The organism is Curtobacterium sp. MCPF17_046 (genome assembly GCF_003224295.1).
In the GTDB taxonomy this organism is placed as follows: domain Bacteria; phylum Actinomycetota; class Actinomycetes; order Actinomycetales; family Microbacteriaceae; genus Curtobacterium.
The window spans coordinates 20,326-40,107 of record NZ_QKLB01000009.1 but is presented as its reverse complement, the minus strand read 5'-3'; the positions used below and the strand labels follow the sequence as shown (position 1 = coordinate 40,107).

Here is a 19,782-nt window from a genome sequence, read left to right as displayed (position 1 = left end):
TGCGCGTGGCCCGTCGACTGGGGTCATGCGTTCCGTGAACTCCGAGAGGGCTTGTCCGGTATCCGCGTTAGCGTGGTCGCATGAGCACCGAGCACGTCGAGCAGACGATCCCCGCTTCCGCTCCCGTCGCGGCTCGTCGTGCTGCGCTGCTCGCCGCACTCGACGTCGTGCAGGGCGGCCCGGAAGAACGGTTCGAGCGCATCACCCGGATCGCCCGAGAGGCGTTCGGTGTCTCCGGCTCCTTCCTCAACCTCGCCGGCGACGACGTGCTCTTCCACAAGTCGCAGCAGTCCGACCAGGTGTTCCCCGGGTCGACGCCCCTCGTGGACACGTTCTGCGGCCGGACGCTCGACCAGGACGGCCCCGTCGTCGTGCCGGACGCACGCGACGACCTGCGCTTCTCCGACCTGCCGATGGTGAACAACGACCCGAACGTCCGCTTCTACGCCGGGGTGCCGCTGCACGTCGGTGCCGACGCGACCAAGGTCGGGACGCTCTGCCTGATCGACCCGAGCCCGCGTGCCCTCGCCCCCGAGGACGTCGCCCTGCTCGAGGAACTCGGCGTCTGGGCGGAGCGCGAACTCGCCACCGGTCTCGACGACGACCGCCTCCGCACGGTGCTCTCCGGGCTGCAGCCGCACACCGTCGACCTGCCCGGCTGGACCATCGGCGGGACGTCGATCCCGCACGGCATCGTGTCGGGCGACTTCCACGACTGGCGCATCGACGACGGCACGGTGGACCTCACCATCGCGGACGTGATGGGGAAGGGCATGGCCGCCGGACTGCTCGCGGCCGGCATGCGCGGCGCCCTGATCGCCCGCCGGCACGAGGACCCGTCCACCGCGGTCGCCGGGCTCGAGGAGCAGGTCGCCCCGGACCTCAGCGCCGCCGAGGCCTTCGCGACCCTGTTCCACGGGCGGCTCGACACGGCGACCGGTCGGCTGGCGTTCGTCGACGCCGGGCACGGACTCGTCCTGCACCTGCACGCCGACGGCACCGAGACCGTGCTGCGGTCGCTCGACCTGCCGGTCGGCCTGCACCCGATCGGGATGGACCGCGCGGCGGGGGAACTCGTCCTGGAACCGGGTGACACCCTGCTGCTCGTCAGCGACGGCGCCCTCGAGCTGTGGGACTCGACCCTGGCGTCGCTCTCCCGGCTCGGTGCGCTCCACCGGAAGTCGCCGGACCTGTCGACGTTCCTGGCCGGTGTCCGGGGCCGGGCGCTCGAACACGACCCGGGTGACGACCTGACCGTCGTGGTCGTGTCCCGCGACGCCTGACCCGGCCTGACCGGATGGCAGCGTGACCGGCTGGCAGCGCGGCCGGCTGCCTGCTCGATCGGCTGCCTGCCCGATCAGCCGCCTGCCCGGTCGGTCTCCCGCCGGGCGGTACGCGGTCAGGCGCCGAGGCGCTCGATCAGCTCGCGGTAGCGCGCGGCCGTCCGCTCGACGACCTCGTCCGGCAGCACGGGCGGGGCGCCGGTGCGGTCCCAGTTCGCGCTGAGCCAGTCACGGACGATCTGCTTGTCGAACGAGTCCGTCCGGTTGCCCGACTCGTACGCCGCTGCGTCCCAGTAGCGGCTCGAGTCGCTCGTCAGGACCTCGTCCGCGATCCGGATCAGGCCGTCGGCGTCACGGCCGAACTCGAACTTCGTGTCCGCGATGACCACACCGCGCTGCAGGGCGATCGCCGCCGCCTCGGAGTAGACGGCGAGGGACAGGTCACGCAGCGATGCGGCGTCCGCGGGGCCGACGAGTTCCTCGGTGCGCTCGAACGAGATGTTCTCGTCGTGCTCACCCTGCGGGGCCTTGTACGCGGGCGTGTAGATGGGCTCCGGCAGGCGGTCACCGTTCGCCAGCCCGGCGGGCAGCTGTACACCGCAGACACTGCCGGTCTCCTGGTACTCGGCCCAGCCGCTGCCGACCAGGTACCCCCGCACGACGCACTCCACGGGGAACATCCGCAGCGGCATGACGTGCATGGAGCGTGCCTCGACGGATGCCGGGACGGGCGTCGTCGTCCCGCTCGGGGTGAGCAGGTGGTTCGGGACGTCACGCAGCTGGTCGAACCAGAAGCGCGACAACCGGGTGAGGAGCTCGCCCTTGCCCGGGATCGGCGGCTCGAGCGCGAAGTCGTAGGCGCTCACGCGGTCGGACGCGACGAGGAGCAGCTCGGTGGCACCGGCGACGTCGGCCGTCGACGCGGGCACGTACAGTTCGCGGACCTTGCCGGAGGAGACGTGTCGCCAGCCCTGGACGTCCGGGGCGGCGCTCATCGGACGACCTTCGCGGCGATGTCGGTGCGGAACTGCGCGCCGGGGAGCGTGATGTCGTGCAGGCCGGCGTAGGCGCGGTCGCGCGCTTCGGCGAAGTCGGCGCCGGTGGCGACGACGCTGAGCACCCGGCCGCCGGTCGCGACGAGGTCGCCGTCGAGGGCGCCCGTCGCCGCGTGCAGCACGGCGACGCCGTCGCGGGCGTTCGCGGCGTCGACACCCGTGATCGTCCGGCCGGTGACCGGGCTCTCCGGGTAGCCCTCGCTGGCCAGGACGACCGTGACGGCCGCCTGGTCGCGGAACTCCGGTCGCGGCGTGGAGCCGAGCTGCCCCGACGCGGCGGCGAGCAGCAGGCCGCTCAGCGGGGTCGCGAGGCGGGGGAGCACCACCTGGGTCTCGGGGTCGCCGAAGCGGGCGTTGAACTCGATCACCCGCACGCCCTGCTCGGTGACGATCAGCCCGCAGTAGAGCAGTCCGACGAAGGGCGTGCCCTCGTGCTCGAGCTGGCGGACGGTGGGCAGGGCGACCAGTTCGGTGACCTCGTCCACGAAGGCCTGCTCGGATCCCCAGCGGTCGTCGAGCCACGGCAGCGGCGAGTACGCGCCCATGCCGCCGGTGTTCGGTCCGAGGTCACCGTCGGACAGTCGCTTGTAGTCCTGCGCGGGCGACAGCGGTCGGACGTCGTGCCCGTCGCTGAGGAAGAACAGCGAGACCTCTTCCCCGTCGAGGAACTCCTCGACCACGACGTGTCCGTGCTGCAGCCAGTAGGTCGCGTGGTCGATCGCCGCCTGGCGGTCCTCGGTCACCAGGACGCCCTTGCCCGCCGCGAGCCCGTCCGCCTTGACGACGTACGGAGCACCGAGCTCGTCGAGCGCCGCCACTGCCTCGTCCACCGTGCCGGCGGACACGGGACGTCCGGTCGGGACGCCGGCCTCGGCCATGACGCGCTTGGCGAAGGCCTTCGACCCCTCGAGCTGCGCGGCGGCCTTGCCGGGACCGAACACCGGGATGCCGCGGGTGCGGAGCGGGTCGGCGACGCCGGCGATGAGGGGCGCTTCCGGTCCGACGACGACGAGTTCGACGTCGTTCTCGAGCGCGTACTCCGCCACGAGTGCGCCGTTCGTGGGGTCGAGCGACACCGTCTCCACGTCGGCGGCGATGCCGGCGTTCCCCGGCGCTGCCGTGATGACGTGCCCGGCCTGTTCTGCCAGGAGGGCCGTGATGATCGCGTGCTCGCGGGCACCGGAACCGAGGACGAGGATTCGCACCCGATCACCCTACCGAGCCCGATGAGCCGTCCGTAGTGCACCGGCTAGCCTGTGGGGATGCCGCCGAAGACCATCGACGACGCCGTCGGCCGGGCCGCGCTCGACGCCGTCACCGCCGGCGCGACCGACCGCTCCTCGATCGCGACGGCCGTCCGCTGGACCCTGCAGCGCCTGGCTGAGGACGTGCCCGGCAACAGCGTCGAGGTGCGGGTCCCGCCGTTCGCCGCGGTGCAGGCCGTGCCCGGACCGCGGCACACGCGGGGCACGCCGCCGAACGTGGTCGAGACGGACGCGACGACGTGGCTCGCGCTCGCGACGGGTCGGCAGCACTGGGACGACCCGGAGACCACCCGCCGCGTCAGCGCGTCCGGTTCGCGGGCCGACATCGCCGCGTTCCTGCCGGTCCGCCTGCCCTGACCCGGCGGCATGGTGACACGCCCGTCGGTCTCGGTACCCGGGGGAATTAGGTAGGTCCTACCGATGTGGACCGTGCACACGCTTCTCTAGCCTTGGTGAAGCCGCCGGGATTCGGACCCGACCCGAACGGGTCCGAACCCGGCGACGCATTCCACGCTACGCGAAACCGGGCGCCGTGTGTCAACGGCAGCGGCGAGTCGTGCTGCATCCCGCAACTTCTTCTGCGGTCTGCCCAGACCGTTCCGTCCTGCTCAGACCGTTCCGTGCGCGGGCCGTTCCGTGCGCGCGCCGTTCCGTGCCCGGCCCGGTCCATCCTCGGCTCGTTCTGTGTTCAGACGAGTTCGACGAGTTCCGACCGTGCGCGGATGTCCCACTTCGCGAACACGCGCGACATGTGTGCATCCACCGTCCGGACCGACAACCCGAGTCGGTCCGCGATCCGCCGGTTCGAGTACCCCTGGGCGGCGAGCTCGGCCACCTCGTACTCGCGCTTCGTGAGCGGCTGCTTCGTCCGGCCCGCGGTGACGGCCATGCCGCACGCGGCCAGGTCGGCCTGGGCGCTGGCGATCCACGCGCGGTCGCCCGACCGCAGGGCGTCGGCGTACCCGGTGATCGCCGCGGCCAGGGGCCCGTCGACGCGGGTGGCCGCGTCCTGCATCCGCGCGAGGGACGCGGCGGTGTCCCGACCGGCCATCGCGTCCATCGCGTAGTGCAGGGTCTGCGCGTAGAGCACGTGGGTCCACGCGCCCGCAGCCGTCCCGCGCGCGATGATCTCGTCGGCCCGCCGGAGCCCGGACGGGTTCCCGAGCAGCGCCTCGGTCCACGCGATCGTCGTCTCGATCTGGTCGCCGAGGATGCGCATCGCACGGAGCGGTGTGGTCCGCGCCCGCTCCACGGACTCGGCTGCTGCGTCCGGCATGTCGGCGTACGCCTGGGACATGGCCAGACGGGACCACGCGTAGGCCGAGAAGCCGCCGGGGTCGATGACCTCGTACCGTTCGCACGCGGCCGTGAAGGCCGTCACGGCGTCGGACCACCGTCGCTCCCCGAGCGCCCGGTTCCCGATGCCGAAGAGCTCGAGGGTGAAGTCGTACTTGAGGAACGGGTCGGCCCGGATGAGCGGGACCTGCGTCACCATCTCGGCGATGTCCCCGCGCCACACCTGGACCTGGTGCAGCACCGACACGACCTCCCCCACGGTCCACGGCGAGTCCTCGAGGTGGACCGTGGCGGTCGCCAGGCAGGCGTGGGCCAGTCGCATCGCGTCGTCCAGCCGCCCACCGGTGCCGAGGGCCATCACGGCGCACGCGGCGATGGGCAGGAAGGACCGCGGGATCGCCGGGGCGTGCAGGACCCCGGCGCGCTCGATCTCCTGTCGGATCTCGGCGAATTCGCCGCCCCACCCGAGGTGCGAGAGCCGCAGGACGCGCAGCTGCTCGCGCGCGGCCGGGCCGACGTGCGCGACGGCGATCTCGGTCAGCGTCACGGCGGACGCGGCGTCGTCGTCGTGGAACTGCCGGAGGTTGGCGAGTGTCTCGCACGCCTCAACGACCGCGACGTCGTCGACGTCGACGCCGGACGTGGCGAGGCCCCAGGCGGCTTCGGCGTCGACCCGGCCGGCCTCGCGTCCGCTGCTGTACCCGTGGGCGAGCGAGCGCAGGCAGTGGGTGCGGACCCGCTCCGTCGGCGTGAGGACCGCCCCGAGCATGGCGGACGTCAGGGCGATCGTGCTCTCGTGCTCCTGGAGGCCGTTCGCGATCCGCGCTGCGTCGAGCAACTGGTCGACGGGCGGCAGGACACCGCACTCGAGCGCCCACAGGATCGCGCGGAGACGTGCCGCCGGCGGTGCGCCCTCCTGCCGGTCGGTGCGGAAGGCGTTGGCCCGCGCGAACAGGGCGGTCCGTCGGGCGACGGGCACCAGGGCCCGGACGACGTCGCCGACGAGGGGGTGGGACGACCGTGCGACCGGGCTGCCGGTGCCCGTGGAGTCCATCCGCACGAACCCGAGACCGACCGCCCGGTCCAGGTCGCTCCCGTGCACCAGGGCGAGCAGGCGGGACACCGGGATCGGCTCGGCGAGCGCGACGATCTCCACGACGTCGCGCAGGTCGCCGGGGAGCGCGGCGAGTTCGGTCCGGTACATGTCGGCCAGGCTGTGGGACGCGGTGACCCGCCCGCGCCAGTACCAGCTCAGCGCGGTGTGCTCGAGCGCGCCGGAGGCGAGACCGGCACGCACCACCTCGCGCAGGTACAGCGGGTTGCCCTCGGTCGCCCGGTGCACCTGTTCCACCGAGGCGGGTTCCAGCGGGGCACCGAGCGCGCGTTCCAGGAGCGCGGACGTCTCGTCCACGTCGAGCGGCACGAGGTCGATCCGCTCGAGGAGGTCGTCCTGCCAGAGCGCCCGCAGCGGTTCGGCCAGCGCCGTGAAGTCGCGGCAGGTGAGGACGAGCCGCGCGCCGTGGTCGCGCACGAGCCACGCGACGTAGCGGGCGGACAGCGCGTCGAGCAGGTCCGCGTCGTCGACCCGCAGCACGAGCTCCCGACCCTCCGCCCGGGCCGCGCGGCGCAGGAGTTCCTCGGCCGGGACGGGTTCCGTCAGGTCGTCGCCGAGCACGTCGCCGAACCGGTCCGAGACCGCACCGAACGGCATCGAGGAACCGGCGGCGACCGCGGTGATCGGCACGACCAGGGGTGCCGGGTCCGGCGCTCGTCGGACCACGCGGTCGGTGACGCGGGCGGCGACGGTGGTCTTCCCGAGTCCGGGCGCACCGACGAGCGCGACGCTCCACCGGTGATCGGCGACGACCGCGACGGCCCGGTCTTCCTCTCGGCGGCGGAGCACCGGCCATGACAACCGGGCGGGAGCCCGCGTCGGACGGCGGTCACCCGGGTCGGCTTCGTCGACCATCGCGCACCTCCCGTCTCGAAACCCCGCGGTACCGGACCATCATCTCGCGTCCAGTGGATGAACTGCCGCGCGAGCCTCCTCCCAAGGTGGGGGACAATGGGACGGTGAGCGACACCGATCGACCCGACCAGCGTCCGGTCCCGGCACCCGACGTGGTCACCTCCCCGGACCAGGTCACCATCCGACGCGCCCCACGCTTCAGCGTCTTCATCCTCGGCGGCGCCGTGCTCGGCTTCCTCGTGACGGTCGTCGTCGTCGCGCTCACCATGAGCCTCGACCGCGGCGACCAGCAGGAGACGACGGGCTTCGCCGGGCTCGTCGGGTACTTCGGCCTCTACGGCGTCTCGATCGGCATGCTCGTCGGTGCGCTCGTCGCGGTCGTCCTCGACCGGGTGTCGTCCCGTCGAGCGGCGAGCCTGACCGCCGAGCGGGTCACGGTCGACCCGGTCCCGGAGACGGTCGACGGCGAGCTCGAGGACCACGACGGCCCCGCCACCGGCCCGGCGTCCCCGACCGGTGCGACGGCCGAGCCCACTGCGGACGACCAGGGGCACCTCGAGCGCTGAGGCTGCGGTCGCGACCACACACGGACTGGAGGCCCGTCACCAGCTGGTGACGGGCCTCCAGTCCGTGGTCCCGACGCTCCGGACCGACGTCAGCTGAGCTGGTTCGCCTCGACCCAGGCGAGGTACTCCGGCGACACCGTGCCGGTGACGTACTCACCGGTGAAGCAGCTCATCTCGAGGTCCGGGACGTCGGACCCCTCGATGATCGCGTCGCGCATGTCGCCGATCTCCTGGTAGATCAGGTGGTCGCTGCCGAGCACCGTGTTGATCTCGGGGATCTTGCGGTCGTGCGCGATCAGTTCGGCACGGGTCGGCATGTTGATGCCGTAGACGTGCGGGTAGCGGACCGGCGGCGCGGCGCTGGTGAAGGTGACCTCGTTCGCGCCGGCGGCACGGGCCATCTCGACGATCTCGCGGCTCGTCGTGCCGCGCACGATCGAGTCGTCGACGATGAGGATGTTCTTGCCCTTGAACTCGGACGACATCGCGTTGAGCTTCTGTCGGACGCTGCGCTTGCGCTCCGCCTGGCCCGGCATGATGAAGGTCCGGCCGACGTAGCGGTTCTTGTAGAAGCCCTCGCGGTACTCGATGCCGAGCTTCTGCGCGACCTGCATCGCTGCCGGTCGGGACGAGTCCGGGATCGGCATGACGACGTCGATGTCACCGGTCGGCGCGTACTGCTCGATGGTGTCGGCCAGGCGGTTGCCGAGACGGAGACGGGCGTCGTAGACCGAGATGCCGTTCATCACGGAGTCCGGACGGGCCAGGTAGACGTACTCGAAGGCGCACGGGACGAGCCGCGGGTCCTTCGCGCACTGTCGGGCGTGCATCGTGCCGTCCATCTCGATGAAGACGGCCTCGCCGGGAGCGACGTCACGGACGATGTCGTAGCCGCCGGACTCGAGCACGAGGGACTCGCTCGCGACGACCCACTCGCTCTTCCCCGCGTCGTCGAACTTGTGCCCGAGGATGAGCGGACGGATGCCGAACGGGTCGCGGAACGCGAGCAGGCCGTGCCCGGCGATCGTCGCGATCGTGGCGTACGAGCCCTCGACCCGCTCGTGCACGCGTTCGACGGCGTCGAACACCTGCCCCGGGTCCAGGTGCTTGCCGCGGACCTGGCCCTGCAGCTCGTGCGCGAGGACGTTCACGAGCAGCTCGGTGTCCGAGGTCGTGTTGAGGTGCCGGCGGTCGATGTCGAACAGCTCCCGCGTGAGTTCACGCGTGTTCGTCAGGTTGCCGTTGTGCACCAGCACGATGCCGTAGGGCGCGTTCACGTAGAACGGCTGGGCCTCTTCCTCGTTCGTCGCGGCGCCACGGGTGGCATACCGGACGTGGCCGAGACCCATGGTCCCGAGGAGCGCCCGCATGTCACGGGTGCGGAAGGCCTCGCGCACGTGACCGCGGGTCTTGTGCATGTGGTGCACGTGCCCGTCGACGGTGGCGATGCCCGTCGAGTCCTGTCCCCGGTGTTGCAGGAGGAGCAGTGCGTCGTAGATGGATTGGTTTGCAGGCCCCTGCGCAACGAGGCCGACGATGCCGCACATTCGCGGGGTGCTCCAGACCGTAGGATCGGGTGGTACCGAACAAGTCTGCCATGCCCAGCGGAGGACGACGTATGCCCAACCCCTACGCCGAGGCCGGTGTCGACACCGCCGCCGGTGACCTGGCCGTCGAGCTCATGAAGTCCGCCGTCTCGGCGACGCACAACGCGTCCGTCCTGGGCGGCGTCGGTGGCTTCGCCGGGCTCTACGACGTCTCGTTCCTCAAGGACTTCGAGCGCCCGTTGCTCGCGACCTCGACCGACGGCGTGGGGACGAAGGTCGCGATCGCGCAGGCCATCGACAAGCACGACACCATCGGGCAGGACCTGGTCGGCATGGTCGTCGACGACATCGTCGTGGTCGGCGCGAAGCCGCTCTTCATGACGGACTACATCGCCTGCGGCCGGGTCGTGCCGAACCGGATCGCCGACATCGTCGCCGGGATCGCCCGCGGCTGTGCGGCCACGGGCACCGCGCTCGTCGGTGGCGAGACCGCGGAACACCCCGGCCTGCTCGGTCCGGACGACTACGACGTCGCCGGTGCCGCCGTCGGCGCGGTCGAGGCCGGCTCGCAGCTCGGCGCGCACCTCGTGCAGGACGGCGACGCGGTCATCGCGATCGAGTCCTCCGGACTGCACTCGAACGGGTACTCGCTCGTCCGGCACGTCCTCGGCCAGCGCGGCATCGGCTACACGGACACGCTGCCGGAGCTCGGCGGCCTGGTGGGGGAGGCCCTGCTCGAGCCGACCCGCCTGTACACGTCCCCGCTGCTGGACCTGATCGAGCAGCACCCCGGTGCCGTGCACTCGCTCTCGCACGTGACGGGCGGTGGCATCGCGGCGAACCTGGCGCGCGTGCTGCCCGTCGGGTCCTGGGTCGAGGTCGAGCGGTCCACCTGGCAGCCGCTGCCGGTGTTCCGCGTGCTCGCCGACCTGGCCGGCACCCCGATCGAGGACACCGAGGGCACCTGGAACCTCGGCATCGGCATGTTCGCCGTCGTGTCCGGTGCCGCGGCGGACGAGGTCATCGCGACCCTCGGGGCAGCCGGACTGCCCGCGTGGACGGTCGGCTCGGTGTCGACCGGTGCGCGCGACCTGACCGGGTTCGAGCAGGGCGCCAAGGGCGTCGACGGCGGGGCCGTGCGCCTCGTGGGGTCCTACGCGGGCTGAGGCGCCCCGCCCGGTACCGCCCCGCGGCGGCCCCGCCCGGCAGCCGCTCCCCGAGGTTCCAGAATCACGGAACCTCGGCGCGCGAGATCCCGCGTTCGTGGAACCGGGACGTCCGACGCACGGCGAGTTGCGGAACCTCCTCGGTGCCGCGCGTCGTCGAGGCGTCGCCGCGTTCGCACGACTCACCGTGCCCGGGCGTCGTCGAGGTCGCACGACCCGCCGTGCGCGCTCCGTCGAGGTCGCAGAAGCGGCCGCCACCGGCGCGCGGAGGCGGCAGATCGCGCAACCTCGGCGGATGCCCGTGCGGCGGCGGGTCGTGCAACTCCGGGGGAGGCCCGTGCGGCGGCAGACCGTGCAACCCCGGCGGATGCCCGCGCGGCGGCAGATCGTGCAACCCCGGCGGAGGCGAGGCCGGCACGGCGTGCCGCGGCGGAGGCGCGACGACGCATTCGCCCGGGCACGACGAGACGCCGCGCCCCGGAGGAGCGCGGCGTCGTCAGACCGGGAGGTCAGGCGGACTTGTTCGTGTCCGTCTGGTTCTCCAGGTCACCATCGTCACCGAACTCGTCGGCCCAGCGGTCGACGTAGTCGGGCTCGTCCGACTGTTGTGCGACGGAGAGTTCGCGTTCGAGAGCACCGTAGTTCGTGTCCGGGCTGAAGTACTTCAGCTCCCGGGCGACCTTGGTGTGCTTCGCCTTCTGACGGCCGCGCCCCATGCGTGACCCCCTCTGTGTCGGCTCGTGTCCGGTCTCGGCGGGCGACGAGTGTGCACCCGGGAAGAACAGACGGTTCGTGGTTTGAAATCTGTCGGCCACTTTACCATGTACCCCGTTGCCGACTTCGCCCGGCGCGTCCCGAGCACAGCAGAATCGAGGGTGATGCGCACCGCCGACCAACACGCCCGTGTCGTCGTGATCGGCGCGGGCCAGGCAGGCCTCTCCGTCGCCTGGCACCTCCAGCGCGCCGGACTGACCGCCGGCCGCGACCTGGTCGTCCTCGAGCGTGCTCCGGGAACGGGAGGCGCGTGGCAGTTCCGCTGGGAGGCCCTCCGTCTCGGCCTCGCGCACCGAGTCCACGACCTGCCGGGCATGCACGAGATGGGATTGCACTTCGACGACGCGGACCGCTCACGTCCGGCCCGTGACGTCGTCGCGGAGTACTACCGGCGGTTCGAGGAGCACCACGACCTCCGGGTGCGTCGCCCCGTCGCCGTCACGGCGGTCCGCCGCGAGGTCGAGTCCGGTCCGGCTGGTAGTACGCCCGCGCTGGTGGTCGAGACCCGCGACGACGACGGGACCACCGGGGTGATCCGCGCGGAGGTGGTCGTCAACGCCTCCGGTACGTGGGGCACACCGTTCGTGCCGTGGGTGCCGGGTCGCGACGTGTTCCGGGGCCGGCAGCTCGACACGACGGGCTACCGCGACGCGTCGGAGTTCGCGGGGCAGGACGTCGTGGTCGTCGGTGGCGGTACGAGCGCCATCGGCTTCCTGCTCGAGCTCGACGGCGTCGCCCGGACCACGCGGTGGTTCACCCGTCGTCCCGTGGTCTGGTCCGACGACCCGGAACTCGCGCTCGGCGCCGCCGTGGCGGCCGTCGAGGACCAGGACCGGGCAGCGAAGGCGGGACGGACGCTGCCGAGCATCGTCAGCGGGACGGGCCTCCCGGTCTCACCGCGGATCCGACGCGGCCTGGCGCGTGGGCTGTTGCAGCCCGAGCCGATGTTCGTCCGGCTCGACGCGGACGGCGTCGAGACCGCGACCGGTGAGCACGTGCACGCCGACGCCGTCATCTGGGCGACCGGGTTCCGCGCGGACCTCCGGCACCTCGCGCCGCTGCACCTGCGGACCGAGGCCGGTGGGGTCGTCGTGGAGGACGGGCGTGCCGGAGCCGAACCGCGCCTCTTCCTCGCCGGGTACGGCCCGCAGGCGTCGACCATCGGTGCGAACCGCGCCGGTCGTCGGATCGCCCGCCAGGTCCTGGCGGTGCTGGCCGCGGACGACGGGGAGCGGTCACCCGCTCGGGCGTGACCGACAGCGGTGGACCGCACCGCTGGCGCCGGGCGCCTCGCGGCTCCGTCCGGCAGTCCCGGTCGACCCTGACCGCGACGGGGACGGCGATCGCGACGGAGATGCCGGACGGCGGCCCGCTGGGATGCGGACCGCCGTACAGCAACGCCTGCGGTTCAGTTGGTGCCGCGGCCGGTCTTCTGCTGCAGGCGGTCGATGTTCTCCGAGGCCTCGGCCTTGTTGAGGTCGGCGGGGAGCTCCTCGCCGGCTTCGCGCGCGAGGGTGTCGAGGTAGCTGCGCTGCGGGCCGGTCATCGGCTCGTCACCGGTCACCCACTGCTCGGGGTCCTTGCTCGCGGTGGTCGACGGGTCCGGGCGCTCGCCGCCGAGGGTCTCCGGCTGGTTCTGGTCTGCATCACTCATGAGCGTGACCGTACGCCGCACCCCCGACGTCCCGCGCAGCACAGCGTCCCCCGACGACCGGCGAACGGACAGGCGACGCCGGACCGGCGCCAGTCCCGCGTCGAGTCGGCGTCAGTTCGGCGTCAGTTCGGCGCCAGTCCCGCGTCAGACCGGCGTCGCCGTGTACCGCACCAGGTCTCCGCCGACGTCGCTCGCCGCGATCGGGACGACCCGGCCGCCCCGCTCGATCCAGAGCGTGTTCGCCTGTTCGTCGAGCCGGTCCACCGGGTGCAGGGCCCCGTCCAGCAGCACCGAGGCGCTCACGCGGACCCGTCCGGACGCGGGTCGCGGCGGCAGCCCCGGCACGTCGTCGGCGTACTCCGGGTACTCGCCGGGGGCCAGGAGCGGCGCCACGGGCGTCGTCACGACCTCCACGCCGGCAGCACCGGTCGACGTGCGGTGCGCCGGTGCTGTCCCGCCCAGGTCGTCGCCGTCGCGCCGCGCGACGGTCACGACCACGAGCCGCACGGCCTGGTCCATCGGCAGTGGGACGTCGACCTTCGGGGCCTCCGCCGTCCCGGCCAGTGCGCGGAACGCGGGCCGCCCGTCGGAGCCGAGGTGGGCCTCCTGGCCGTCGATGCGGACCCGGCCGCGCCCTCGCGAGTCGGCGTAGACCCCGGGCTCCAGCCCGGAGCGGCGGGCGTCCAGGAGGCTCACCACGACCCGGTCCGGCCGGTACCAGTCCCGGAGCGTGGCCGGGTCCACCCAGCCGATGCTCGCGACGCCGCGCGTCAGTTCGGCGGAGTCGTCGGCGGCGCGCTCGTCGAGCGCGCCGAGCGGGTGCTCGCCGCGCACCGCGACGAGCCCGTCGTAGCGGCCGTCCGGCGAGACCGGCGGGCGGTGGTCGAGCACCTCGACGCGCTTCGAGACCTTGCCGCCGTGTCCGTCGAAGGTCGCGAAGGTACGGAGGTCCTCGGGCACGGTGGTCATGGGGTCACATGGTACGACCGGACACCGTCACGCAGGGTCATCGTCCGACCGTGCTCGGCTCAGACGCGGTCGGCCGGCGCGTGGGGGACCGGCGGGGCGGTCGGGACGAGGGATCGGATCTCACCCGTGCAGGTCGCGGGGTCGACGCCCTCCGCGGGGCCGGCCGGTCGCGTCGCTCGGCGCGAGGGGGTGCTGGCGTTCGCGAGCTTCTGCGGTTCCAGGCTGTTGCGCTGGGCGGAGCGGATGAGCCGGTCCTCCTCGGCCTCCGAGCGGAAGACGCCGTGCGGCGACCGGCGGAGGGCGGGTCGGACGGGCTCGCCGCGGCGGTCCTGCCCGGGGAAGGGGCGGGAGCGCTTGCCGTAGAGCAGCTCCGACGAGTCGAGCAGCCACGGGACGAGCGCGACCGTGACGCCGTGCATGAGCAGCAGCTTCTTGCGGATGCGGCGGCCGCGGTGGTTGTGCAGCAGCCCCTCCCACCAGTGGCCGACGATGAACACCGGGGTGTAGACCGTGACGACCTCGGACCCGTGCTCGAGCCGGTGCGCCTTGATGTACTTGATGAGGGGCATCGAGATGTCGCGGTACGGGCTCGGCACCATCGTCAGCGGGACCTCGATGCCGTGCTCGGCCCACTGCTCCCGGAGGCGCGCGGCCTCGGCGTCGTCGATGGCGACGTGCACCGCCTCGAGGTCGGCGTGCTTCGCGGCGATGGCGTAGTCGAGCGCCTTCAGCACCGGCTTCTGCAGCTTGTTCACGAGGACGATGGCGTGGTCGCCCGTGGCGCCGAACTCGGTCTCCGCGTCGGCCGCGATCTCGTGCGAGACGTCGCGGTAGTAGCGGTTCACGCCGAGCATGAGCACGAACAGCACCGGCATGATCACGAAGACGAGCCAGGCGCCGTGCGTGAACTTCGTGATGGTGACGATGACGAGCACCACGAACGTGAAGGTGGCGCCGATCGAGTTGATCGTGAGGCTGCGGATGACCGGCCCGCGGTGCACCGGCTCCCCGGCGGTGCCGGCACGGTCGGCGCGGAGCAGGCTCACCCAGTGCTTGACCATCCCGCTCTGCCCGAGCGTGAACGAGACGAACACGCCGATGATGTACAGCTGGATCAGGCTCGTGACGTTCGCCCGGTAGACGATGAGCAGTGCGGCCGCGACGAGCGCGAGCACGATGACGCCGTTCGAGTAGATGAGCCGGTCACCGCGGGTGGACAGCGCCTTCGGGGCGTAGGAGTCGCGCGCCAGGATCGAACCGAGCAGCGGGAACCCGTTGAAGGCCGTGTTCGCGGCGAGGAGCAGCACCGCCGCCGTGGTCGCCTGGATGACGAAGAACAGGACCGAGTTGTTGCCGAACGTGGCCGCGGCGATCTGGGCGATGAGGGAGCGCTGCGGTGTCGCCGCGCAGTCCGCGAAGCCCTGCAGGTCGCACGCGTTCTCGGCGTAGTGCACGCGGGAGACGAGGGCGAGCGTGATGAGGCCGACGAACAGCACGATCGCGATGCCGCCCATGAGCACGAGGGTCTGCTGCGCGTTCTTGATCTTCGGGCGGCGGAAGGCCGGGATGCCGTTCGCGATCGCCTCGACACCGGTGAGCGCCGAACAGCCGGACGCGAAGGCCCGGAGGAGCAGGAGGATGAAGGCCGCCTGCGTGGTGTGCTCGATGTTCTCGACGGTGTAGCCGGCGGACTCGGCCACGGGCGCGTCCCCGGCGACGATGCGGACGAGGCCGGTCACGACCATCAGGAAGACGCTCGCCACGAACAGGTAGGTCGGGACGGCGAAGGCCTTGCTCGACTCGCGGACGCCGCGGAGGTTCGCGGCCGCCAGCAGCACGACGAACAGGAGCGCCAGCTCCACGCGGAACGGGTTGAGCATCGGCAGCGCCGAGATGATGTTGTCGACGCCGGAGGCCACCGACACGGCGACCGTCATCACGTAGTCGACGAGGAGGGCGCTCGCGACGACGAGCCCGGCCTTCTCGCCGAGGTTCCGGTGCGCGACCTCGTAGTCGCCGCCCCCGGACGGGTACGCCTTGATGAGCTGCCGGTAGGACGCGACGACGACCACGAGCAGCAGCACGACGAGCGCGGCCACCCAGGGGGCGAACGTCAGGAACGCCATCCCGCCGAGCAGCAGGATCATGAGCAGTTCCTGCGGTGCGTACGCCACGGAGGAGAGCGGGTCGCTGGCGAAGATGGGGAGCGCCAGGTGCTTCGGCAGGAGCTGCCCCTCGAGTTTCTCGGAGGGGAGCGGGTCGCCGATCAGTCGGGCTTTCAACGACCGGGTCTCGTTGGTCACGAGCGACGAACTTACTCGTTGGCGGGGCGAACGCAACACCGGAGGCCGGAACCGTATTCCCCCACGAGCGGACGGGACGCGGAGAACCCCTCCGATCCGCGGATCGTCGCGGATCGGAGGGGTTCTCCTGTCCTTCTCTGAAGGAACGGACAGGTTCGACGGTCGGTGCTCCGGTGACGGCCGGGAGGCCCGGACCGCGTCCGCCCCGCCGGACCGGTCGTCCTGGTGTCCGGTCGCGTCAGAACGACCCGCGCAGGGCCTCCAGGCCGTCACGGAGGCGCTGGACCGCAGCGTCGTCGAGCGTGCCGCGGGCTGCGCGGCGACGCAGGTCGGCACGGAGCTGCTGCCGGAACACGGCGACCGCCATCTCGGCGTCGCGGAGGGTCCGGCCGCCGGACCCCGCGACCGGTGCCGGCTCGGCGCCGGCGGCACCCGGGGCCCCCGTCGGGCCGCTGTGCTGCGCGGCGGCGAGGTCGGCGCGGAGCGACTCCATCGCGGCGCCGACCGACGCGCGGACGCCGGCGGCGAGCGACTTCACGCTGTCCGCGACACCGTTCTCGAGCTGGGCGACCTCGTCGGCTCGTGCGTCGAGCTCGGCGCGACCGGCCTCGGTGATCGCGTAGACGGTCTTCCGGCCGTCGGAGGTCTTCGTGACCAGGCCGTCCTCCTCGAGCTTGGCGAGCCGCGGGTACACGGTGCCGGCACTCGGGACGTAGGTGCCGCCGAAGCGGTCGCCGAGCGCGGTGATGACCTCGTAGCCGTGCATCGGGTGGTCGGCGAGCAGGACGAGCAGGTACAGGCGCAGGTGTCCGTGCGCGAAGACGGGGCTCATGCGACACCGCCCTGCTCGTCGGCGGTCGGGGTGGTGTCGGCGGCCGGGACTGGGGCCGGGCCGTGCACGATCGCGACGTCGCCGGAGACGGAGTTGACCCGGATGTCGACGTACGAGCCGGAGAGCTCCCCGTCGGTCCGGGTGTACGTGCCGCGGGTGCCGCGGAGCTCGGCGTCGTCGAACTGCAGGCGGCCGGTGGCGGTGGTGATCGTGCTCGTGTAGGCCGTGCCGTGCTCGAGTCGGACGTCGACCGGGCCGGAGACGGTGTTCACCTTCACGCTGTCCGGGGTGCCGTGCAGGTCGAGCACCACGGCGGACGAGACGGCGTCGGCCGAGAACCGACGGATCTCGCCGGTGGCGACGACGTCGCCCGAGACCGTCCGGAGCGTGACGGTGCCGACCTGGTCGCGGATCGTGGTCGTGCCGGAGACCGCGTGGACCTGGACGTCTCCGATGACCGCGTCGACGACGACGTCCCCGGAGACGCTGTTGAGCACCGCGCCGCGCTCGGTGCCGGAGAGCAGGACGCCGGCGGAGACGACCCCGAGCGTGACCGTGACGTCCCGTGGCACGAGGATGCTGACGTCTGCGCGGGCGCCGCCGCCGCGGAAGGACTTGAGGAAGCCGAGGGGGTCGTCCCAGCGCATCTGGGGGTGGTCGACCGTCAGGGTGTCGCCCTCGATCTCCACCTTGATGGGCTTGCCGGAGACCTGGTGGATCTCCACGCGCGCGGTCGGCTCGTCGTGCGTGACGACGTCCACCTGCCCGCCGACCAGGCCCACCCGCAGTGCGCGGACGATCCCGGTGTCGATGACCTTCGGCTCGTCGACGAGCCATTTCTCCTGTGCCATGACTGCTCCTCGGTGTCGGACGGAACGCGATGTATCGCGTCTTTCGCGACACGATACATCGCGTCCTGCGCAGACGCCAGGGTCAGATCGAGACGTCGGGCAGACGGTCAGCGACCAGCGGGGCGGGAGCGGGCCTGACCTCCCGGCCGGGGCTCCACGGGAACCGGCGAAACAGCGGCATGAGCGGCTGCACCAGCGGACCGATCGCGAACGCGGCGACCACCGTGCCGACGCCGACGTCCCCGCCGAGCAGCCAGCCGACGACGACGACCGTGACCTCCACGACCGTGCGCGCCACCCACACCGGCCAGCCGAACCGTTCGTGCAGCCCGACCATCAGGCCGTCCCGTGCGCCGGTGCCGAAGCCCGCGCCGATGTAGCACGCCGTCGCGACCGCGAGCAGGGCGATGCTCCCGACGAACAGCAGGACGCGATCGACCAGGCCGGCCGGTTCGGGGACCAGCCAGAGGACCAGGTCGGCCGCCGGACCGATCGCGAGGGCGTTGAGCAGCGTGCCGATCCCCGGTCGTTGCCGGAGCGGGATCCAGAACAGCAGGATCACCAGGCTGGACACGACCGTGATGACGCCGAACGACCACGGCAGGACGTTCTCCAGGCCCTGCGTGAGGACGGTCCACGACGAGACGCCGACGACCGCGCGGACCTGCAGTGCGACCGAGGCGCCGTAGAGGAACAGGCCGACGAGGAGTTGGACGAGACGGAGGGACACGGTGGAGGAGCGGGACACGGTTCGAGCTTGGAACAGATTGGCCTGCTGGTCGAGAGCCAATCGTCCTACTGTGGACCCCGTGACCCCCGTCCTCCTCAGTGCCCGCTCCGCCGCCGTACTCCTGACGCACTGGCGTGCCGGCTCCGACGCCCCGGCGTACGAGGCGCTCGCCGACGCCGTGCGGGTCCTCGTCATCGACGGGCGCATCCCGCACGGCGCTCGCCTGCCCGCCGAACGCGGGCTCGCGGCCGCACTCGGCGTCTCCCGCACCACCGTCGCGAACGCGTACGCACGACTCCGCGTCGACGGCTTCCTGACGTCCCTCCGCGGGTCGGGCAGCGTCGTCCGCCTGCCGCTCGAGGGGCGCCCGGACCCCGAGGAGTTCGGCGGCGTCGTGCCCGCGGACGTGCTCGACCTGCGGAAGGCCGCCCTGCGGAGCGCCCCGGTCGTGGCCGAGGCCGTCGAACGCGCGATGCGGCACCTGCCGGCGGCGCTCGCCGGGATCGGGTTCGACACCGTCGGGGACCCGGGCCTCCGCGCGGCGATCGCGGAGCGGTACACGGCCCGGGGGCTGCCGACCTCGCCCTCCGAGGTGATCGTCACCGTCGGCGCCCAACACGCGATCGCGCTGCTGGCGCGGGTGCTCGTCGGGCGCGGTGACCCGGTGCTCGTCGAGTCGCCGACCTACCCGCACGCGCACGAGGCCCTCCGCGCTGCCGGTGGTCGGCTGGTGTCGGTCCCCGTCGACCCACGCGGCGGGTGGGACGAGGGCGTGCTCGACGCGACCCTGCGCCGCTCGGCGCCGACGATGGCCTACGTCATGCCCGAGCTGCACAACCCGACGGGCGCGACCATGCCGACGTCCACGCGGAGCGTCCTGCTCGAGGCCGCCGCGGCCGTCGGCACCGTCGTCGTGGCCGACGAGACGATGGGGGAGCTCCGCATCGACGGCCCGTCCGCGCCCCCGCTGGCCGCCGGGGCGCCGGGTGAGGTCGTGATGGTCGGTTCGGCGGACAAGGTGTTCTGGGGCGGGCTGCGGATCGGCTGGATCCGGGCTGCTCCGGAGCTCCTGCACCGCCTGCTCCTCGCGCGGCCGACGGGCGACCTCGGGACGCCGACGCTGGACCAACTCGTCGCGCGTGAACTGGTCCCGCAGACGGCGGCCGTCCTGGAGGCCCGGCGTCCGGCCCTGCGCGCGGGTCGCGACGGCCTCGTCGCCGCGTTGCGGGAACGGCTGCCGGAGTGGGACGTCCCGTCGCCGGCCGGCGGGTTGACCACGTGGGTGGGGCTCGGGCGTCCGGTGTCGACCGCGCTGGTCCTCGCGGCGCGGTCCGAGGGGGTCGTGCTCGCGTCCGGGGGCGTGTTCGGGCCGGACGGCGGGTTCGAGCGGTCGCTGCGCGTGCCGTTCACCCTGACCGCGGAGGAACGGGAGCGCGTGGTCGACGCCCTCGCGCGGTCCTGGTCACGGGTGGGCGGGGCGACCGTGGGCGCGCGGGGGTCGTCGGCGGCGGTGGTCTGAGGA

General features: G+C 72.5%; 17 protein-coding genes. 6 read left to right on the top strand and 11 right to left on the bottom strand.

The window, feature by feature from the left end:
• Positions 1-80: 80 nt before the first annotated feature.
• Positions 81-1,283, top strand: coding sequence for a GAF domain-containing SpoIIE family protein phosphatase (locus DEJ32_RS09670; RefSeq protein ID WP_110901111.1), 1,203 nt, complete (start codon positions 81-83; stop codon positions 1,281-1,283).
• A gap of 116 nt (positions 1,284-1,399) precedes the next feature.
• Here the strand turns inward: DEJ32_RS09670 and DEJ32_RS09665 are convergent, their stop codons facing one another.
• Both DEJ32_RS09665 and purD read right to left on the bottom strand, forming a co-directional pair.
• Complete coding sequence (locus DEJ32_RS09665; protein WP_110901110.1) at positions 1,400-2,278, bottom strand: phosphoribosylaminoimidazolesuccinocarboxamide synthase; 879 nt, start codon at positions 2,276-2,278, stop codon at positions 1,400-1,402.
• The gene (gene purD / locus DEJ32_RS09660; RefSeq protein ID WP_110890732.1) at positions 2,275-3,543 is read right to left on the bottom strand and encodes a phosphoribosylamine--glycine ligase; all 1,269 of its coding nucleotides are present in this window, start codon (positions 3,541-3,543) and stop codon (positions 2,275-2,277) included. The genes DEJ32_RS09665 and purD overlap by 4 nt, the downstream gene beginning before the upstream one ends.
• Positions 3,544-3,600: 57 nt before the next feature.
• On the opposite strand from purD, the gene DEJ32_RS09655 reads away from it, so the two are divergent.
• Positions 3,601-3,960, top strand: coding sequence for a sterol carrier family protein (locus tag DEJ32_RS09655; RefSeq protein ID WP_110823507.1), 360 nt, complete (start codon positions 3,601-3,603; stop codon positions 3,958-3,960).
• Positions 3,961-4,291: 331 nt separating this feature from the next.
• On the opposite strand, the gene DEJ32_RS09650 is transcribed toward DEJ32_RS09655, so the two are convergent.
• Positions 4,292-6,868 carry a LuxR C-terminal-related transcriptional regulator gene (locus DEJ32_RS09650; RefSeq protein ID WP_110901109.1) on the bottom strand — a complete coding sequence of 859 codons (2,577 nt, stop codon included), beginning with the start codon at positions 6,866-6,868 and terminating at the stop codon, positions 4,292-4,294.
• Positions 6,869-6,972: 104 nt separating this feature from the next.
• Here DEJ32_RS09650 and DEJ32_RS09645 point away from each other — a divergent pair, with 104 nt between their 5' ends.
• Complete coding sequence (locus DEJ32_RS09645; protein WP_110901108.1) at positions 6,973-7,434, top strand: hypothetical protein; 462 nt, start codon at positions 6,973-6,975, stop codon at positions 7,432-7,434.
• 89 nt (positions 7,435-7,523) lie between these two features.
• Here DEJ32_RS09645 and purF read toward each other — a convergent pair whose 3' ends face one another.
• The gene (gene purF, locus DEJ32_RS09640) at positions 7,524-8,981 is read right to left on the bottom strand and encodes an amidophosphoribosyltransferase (protein ID WP_110823510.1); all 1,458 of its coding nucleotides are present in this window, start codon (positions 8,979-8,981) and stop codon (positions 7,524-7,526) included.
• 71 nt (positions 8,982-9,052) lie between these two features.
• On the opposite strand from purF, the gene purM reads away from it, so the two are divergent.
• Positions 9,053-10,147: a phosphoribosylformylglycinamidine cyclo-ligase gene (gene purM, locus DEJ32_RS09635; protein WP_110823511.1), complete on the top strand. Its 1,095-nt coding sequence runs from the start codon at positions 9,053-9,055 to the stop codon at positions 10,145-10,147.
• Positions 10,148-10,656: 509 nt separating this feature from the next.
• Here purM and DEJ32_RS09625 read toward each other — a convergent pair.
• Positions 10,657-10,863, bottom strand: coding sequence for a DUF3073 domain-containing protein (locus DEJ32_RS09625; protein WP_110823512.1), 207 nt, complete (start codon positions 10,861-10,863; stop codon positions 10,657-10,659).
• A 162-nt stretch (positions 10,864-11,025) separates the two neighbouring features.
• On the opposite strand from DEJ32_RS09625, the gene DEJ32_RS09620 reads away from it, so the two are divergent.
• Positions 11,026-12,174 carry an NAD(P)-binding domain-containing protein gene (locus DEJ32_RS09620; protein ID WP_110901106.1) on the top strand — a complete coding sequence of 383 codons (1,149 nt, stop codon included), beginning with the start codon at positions 11,026-11,028 and terminating at the stop codon, positions 12,172-12,174.
• A 155-nt stretch (positions 12,175-12,329) separates the two neighbouring features.
• Here the strand turns inward: DEJ32_RS09620 and DEJ32_RS09615 are convergent, their stop codons facing one another.
• From DEJ32_RS09615 to DEJ32_RS09590, 6 genes are all read right to left on the bottom strand, one after another.
• Positions 12,330-12,575: a DUF3072 domain-containing protein gene (locus tag DEJ32_RS09615; protein ID WP_110823514.1), complete on the bottom strand. Its 246-nt coding sequence runs from the start codon at positions 12,573-12,575 to the stop codon at positions 12,330-12,332.
• A 144-nt stretch (positions 12,576-12,719) separates the two neighbouring features.
• Positions 12,720-13,544, bottom strand: coding sequence for a hypothetical protein (locus DEJ32_RS09610; protein WP_110901105.1), 825 nt, complete (start codon positions 13,542-13,544; stop codon positions 12,720-12,722).
• A 59-nt stretch (positions 13,545-13,603) separates the two neighbouring features.
• Entirely contained in the window at positions 13,604-15,847 is a 2,244-nt protein-coding gene (locus DEJ32_RS09605; RefSeq protein WP_258368972.1) for an APC family permease, read from the bottom strand.
• A 238-nt stretch (positions 15,848-16,085) separates the two neighbouring features.
• Positions 16,086-16,679: a PadR family transcriptional regulator gene (locus DEJ32_RS09600; RefSeq protein ID WP_110901104.1), complete on the bottom strand. Its 594-nt coding sequence runs from the start codon at positions 16,677-16,679 to the stop codon at positions 16,086-16,088.
• Positions 16,676-17,530 carry a DUF4097 family beta strand repeat-containing protein gene (locus tag DEJ32_RS09595; RefSeq protein ID WP_110823517.1) on the bottom strand — a complete coding sequence of 285 codons (855 nt, stop codon included), beginning with the start codon at positions 17,528-17,530 and terminating at the stop codon, positions 16,676-16,678. Before DEJ32_RS09595 ends, DEJ32_RS09600 begins: the two co-directional genes overlap by 4 nt.
• An 82-nt stretch (positions 17,531-17,612) precedes the next feature.
• On the bottom strand, positions 17,613-18,278 hold the full coding sequence (locus tag DEJ32_RS09590; protein WP_110901103.1) for a YitT family protein: 666 nt from the start codon (positions 18,276-18,278) through the stop codon (positions 17,613-17,615).
• A gap of 61 nt (positions 18,279-18,339) precedes the next feature.
• Between DEJ32_RS09590 and DEJ32_RS09585 the strand changes: the two genes are divergently transcribed.
• Positions 18,340-19,779: a PLP-dependent aminotransferase family protein gene (locus tag DEJ32_RS09585; RefSeq protein WP_110901184.1), complete on the top strand. Its 1,440-nt coding sequence runs from the start codon at positions 18,340-18,342 to the stop codon at positions 19,777-19,779.
• The last annotated feature ends 3 nt before the right edge of the window (positions 19,780-19,782 follow it).

Coding starts and splice junctions, on each gene's coding strand:
- DEJ32_RS09670 (WP_110901111.1), top strand. CDS start 81: ATGAGCACCGAGCACGTCGAGCAGACGATCCCCGCTTCCGCTCCCGTC.
- DEJ32_RS09665 (WP_110901110.1), bottom strand. CDS start 2,278: ATGAGCGCCGCCCCGGACGTCCAGGGCTGGCGACACGTCTCCTCCGGC.
- DEJ32_RS09655 (WP_110823507.1), top strand. CDS start 3,601: ATGCCGCCGAAGACCATCGACGACGCCGTCGGCCGGGCCGCGCTCGAC.
- DEJ32_RS09650 (WP_110901109.1), bottom strand. CDS start 6,868: ATGGTCGACGAAGCCGACCCGGGTGACCGCCGTCCGACGCGGGCTCCC.
- purF (WP_110823510.1), bottom strand. CDS start 8,981: ATGTGCGGCATCGTCGGCCTCGTTGCGCAGGGGCCTGCAAACCAATCC.
- purM (WP_110823511.1), top strand. CDS start 9,053: ATGCCCAACCCCTACGCCGAGGCCGGTGTCGACACCGCCGCCGGTGAC.
- DEJ32_RS09625 (WP_110823512.1), bottom strand. CDS start 10,863: ATGGGGCGCGGCCGTCAGAAGGCGAAGCACACCAAGGTCGCCCGGGAG.
- DEJ32_RS09620 (WP_110901106.1), top strand. CDS start 11,026: ATGCGCACCGCCGACCAACACGCCCGTGTCGTCGTGATCGGCGCGGGC.
- DEJ32_RS09615 (WP_110823514.1), bottom strand. CDS start 12,575: ATGAGTGATGCAGACCAGAACCAGCCGGAGACCCTCGGCGGCGAGCGC.
- DEJ32_RS09610 (WP_110901105.1), bottom strand. CDS start 13,544: ATGACCACCGTGCCCGAGGACCTCCGTACCTTCGCGACCTTCGACGGA.
- DEJ32_RS09600 (WP_110901104.1), bottom strand. CDS start 16,679: ATGAGCCCCGTCTTCGCGCACGGACACCTGCGCCTGTACCTGCTCGTC.
- DEJ32_RS09595 (WP_110823517.1), bottom strand. CDS start 17,530: ATGGCACAGGAGAAATGGCTCGTCGACGAGCCGAAGGTCATCGACACC.